2 protein-coding genes are annotated in these 3,423 nt (G+C 75.3%); one reads left to right on the forward strand and one right to left on the reverse strand.

Going from position 1 to position 3,423, the window contains the following annotated elements; all coding sequences use genetic code 11:
• Positions 1 to 252: 252 nt before the first annotated feature.
• The gene (locus ACSNN9_RS28150) at positions 253 to 2,448 is read right to left on the reverse strand and encodes a DEAD/DEAH box helicase (RefSeq protein ID WP_436676337.1); all 2,196 of its coding nucleotides are present in this window, start codon (positions 2,446 to 2,448) and stop codon (positions 253 to 255) included.
• Between the two features lie 159 nt (positions 2,449 to 2,607).
• On the opposite strand from ACSNN9_RS28150, the gene ACSNN9_RS28155 reads away from it, so the two are divergent.
• The coding region (locus tag ACSNN9_RS28155; protein WP_436676338.1) for a hypothetical protein at positions 2,608 to 3,423 on the forward strand (816 nt) is incomplete at its 3' end.

The following is a 3,423-nucleotide window of genomic DNA, read 5'->3' on the forward strand; positions in this document are numbered from 1 at the left end:
CGGTGAACCGGACGATCGCCGCGGCGATCGCGATGAACACGATCCCGATCGGCCCGCCCAGGTAGAGCCACGGCTCCCCCGGCGCCCCGCCCGCCCGCCGGTGGCGCGGCGTGGCGACGGTCGCAGTCCGCTCCCGCCGGGAACTTTCCCGACCAGGCCGGCGACGGCGTCGGCCCAGTTCAAGCGTCCTGCCGCGGGCTGCCGGCGACGGCCAGGGGCCGACCGGCGACGGCCGGCAGGCGGACGGGTGGCTCAGCCGGCCACGGCCAGCGCGAGGGGGAGCACGTCGGGGGCGCCGACCCGGCGGAGCTCGCGGGCGGCCATCGTCATCGTCCACCCCGAGTCGACCAGGTCGTCGACGAGGAGCACCGGCCCGTCGAGCCCGGCGAGGGCGTCGGCCAGCTCGTCCGGCACGGCGAAAGCGCCGTGCAGGGCGCGTACCCGCTGGGCGCTGTTGCCCCGCGGGCCCCCGGCGGGCGCGCCGGTCGGCGTCACCTGGCCGAGCAGCGGCAGCCGCCCGACGGCGGCGATCCGCTCGGCCAGCGAGCCGACCAGCCGGGGCCGGCGGCGCGAGCCGACCGCGACCACACCGACCGGGCGGCGCGGCCACCGCTCGTCGCCGTGCGCCCACGCCTTCAGCACCTCGACCACGGCGGCGGCCACGTCGTCGGGGACGACGGCGTCCGCCGCCTCCGGCCCGACCAGGTCGCGCAGCCGGCCGCCCCACCCCAGGTCGGACAGCCGCCCCACCGCGCGCCCGGGCAGCGCCTGCTCCGCCGGGGCGATCCGCCCCTTCAGCGGTACGCCCACCGCCTCCAGCCCGGTCGGCCAGAGCTTCTTCGGCGCGATCTCCACCCCGGGCCGGCCGAGGAAGGTCTGCGCGGCGGTCAGCGCGACGTCCGACACGTCGGCCGTGAAGAGCGGACCGGCGCAGCGGTCGCACCGGCCGCAGTCGGCGGCCCCGGCGTCGTCCAGGCACTCGCGCAGGTAGCGCAGGCGGCAGTCCGGGGTCCTCGCGTACTCCCGCATGGCCTGCTGCTCGGCGGTGCGCGCCTCGGCGACGCGGCGCAGCCGGGCCTCGTCGTAGACCCAGGTCTCCCCGGTGGCGAGCCAGCCGCCGCGCACCCGGCGGACCGCGCCGTCGACGTCGAGCACCTTGAGCATCAGCTCCAGCCGGGCCCGGCGCAGGTCGACGATCGGTTCGAGCGCCTGGGTGGAGAGCGGGCGATCGGTGTGCAGGGCGGCCAGGACGGCGCGGACCTGCTCCTCCGGCGGGAAGGCGAGCGAGGCGAAGTAGCGCCAGATGGCGGCGTCCTCGGCGCCGGGCAGCAGCAGCACCTCGGCGTGCGCGACGGCGCGGCCGGCGCGGCCGACCTGCTGGTAGTAAGCGATCGGCGACGGCGGCGCGCCGAGGTGGACGACGAAGCCGAGGTCGGGCTTGTCGAAGCCCATGCCCAGCGCGCTGGTGGCGACCAGCGCCTTGATCTTGTTGTCCAGCAGGTCCTGCTCGGCGGCGCGCCGGTCGGCGTCCTCGGCCTGCCCGGTGTAGGAGGCGACGGCGTAGCCCCGGGACCGGAGGAACTCGGCGGTCTCCCCCGCCGCGGCGACGGTCAGCGTGTAGACGATGCCGGAGCCGGGGAGCCGGTCCAGGTGGTCGGCGAGCCAGCCCAGCCGGTGCGCCGGGCTCGGCAGCTCGACCACGCCGAGGCGCAGCGACTCCCGGTCCAGGCTGCCGCGCAGCACGAGGGCGTCGCCCAACTGCTCCGCCACGTCGGCGGTGACCCGGGCGTTGGCGGTGGCCGTGGTGGCCAGCACCGGGGTGCGCTCGGGCAGGTTGGTGAGGAAGGTGCGCAGCCGGCGGTAGTCCGGCCGGAAGTCGTGGCCCCAGTCGGAGACGCAGTGCGCCTCGTCGACCACCAGCAGGCCGGTGGTGGCCGCCAGCTTCGGCAGCACGGTGTCCCGGAAGTCCGGATTGTTGAGCCGCTCCGGGCTGATCAGCAGCACGTCCACGGCGCCGGCGTGGATCTCGGCGGTGATCTCGTCCCACTCGTCGAGGTTGGCGGAGTTGATGGTGCGGGCCCGGATGCCGGCCCGGGCCGCCGACTCGACCTGGTTGCGCATCAGCGCCAGCAGCGGCGAGACGATCACGGTGGGGCCGGCGCCACCGCCGGGCTGCGCCCGCTCGGACGGCGGCGCGGCGGCGCCACCCTGGTCGCCCGACAGCGCCGAGGCGCCGCCCTGGTCGCGCTCGCGCAGCAGGGCGGTGGCCACGAAGTAGACCGCCGACTTGCCCCAACCGGTGCGCTGCACGCAGAGGACCCGACGGCGGTCGACCACCAGCGCCTCGATCGCCCGCCACTGGTCCTCCCGGAGCCGGGCGTGCTCGCCGGCCAACCGCCGCAGCACCGCCTCGGCCCGCTCCCGTACCGCCGTCCGATCCTGGCTCATCCGGCATTTCTACCAGCAACGACGGACCTTCCCGCCGGGCGAGAGCGGCCCGGGGAACGGCCGCCGGTCGGAGAACCGGACCAACGGGCATGATCCGGCGGCGCCGTCGTGCCAAGATCTGCGGCGGCAACAGTCGATCTGTGAAAGAGAGTCACGCGAATGACGCAGCGAACCGGCGCCGCCGGAAGGGTCCGGCGGGTCGCGACGGCCGCAGCCGCCCTGCTGGCCGCCACCTCCCTGGTGGCCGGATGTGGCGACGACGACTCCCAGGAGACCCCGACGGCCTCCTCCCCGACCCCGTCGGCCTCCCCGTCGGCCAACCCGAAGAGCACGCTCCTGGCCGCGGTGCCGACCGAGGAGGACCCGGCCTTCCGGTTCAGCGGCAGCGACCCGAGCGGCGCCGTCACCGGAGTGGTGGACCCGGCGGGCAAGGGCATGGACCTCACCGTGACCGAGAAGGACGAGGAACTCGACTTCACGATGAAGCTGTCCTTCCGCCTGATCGAGCAGCGCTCCTGGATGAAGGTGAGCTTCGACGGCGCCGAGCAGCTCAGCAGCATGCTGAAGCTGCCGAAGAAGTGGATGGAGCTCGACCACGCGAAGCTGACCGACCCGGCCAGCGTGCCGTACTACGAGGGCGCCGACCCGGGCAACACCGGCGCGATCCTCCGGGCGGCGGCAGACACCGTGACGGACCAGGGCGGCGGCACCTACGCCGGCACCGTGGACCTGACCCACGGCGAGCACGTGCGCCAGGCCATGGCGGACGCCGTGGACGTCGACGCGCTCGGCGCCGCGGCGAAGACGATCCCGTTCACGGCCGTCGTCGGGGCGGACGGGAACCTCACCTCGCTCATCCTGGAGATCCCGGCGGCCGGCAAGCACAAGGCCACGAAGTACGTCGTGACGTACTTCGACTTCGGCAAGGCCCCGAAGGTCGCCGTGCCGACGGGCAGCCAGGCGCAGAAGGCACCG

Origin of the sequence: Micromonospora sp. URMC 107 (assembly GCF_051386315.1) — a bacterium.
In the GTDB taxonomy this organism is placed as follows: domain Bacteria; phylum Actinomycetota; class Actinomycetes; order Mycobacteriales; family Micromonosporaceae; genus Micromonospora.

What these genes read in the sequence shown, in the direction of transcription:
- ACSNN9_RS28150 (WP_436676337.1), bottom strand. Translation starts at nt 2,448, where the DNA reads ATGAGCCAGGATCGGACGGCGGTACGGGAGCGGGCCGAGGCGGTGCTG.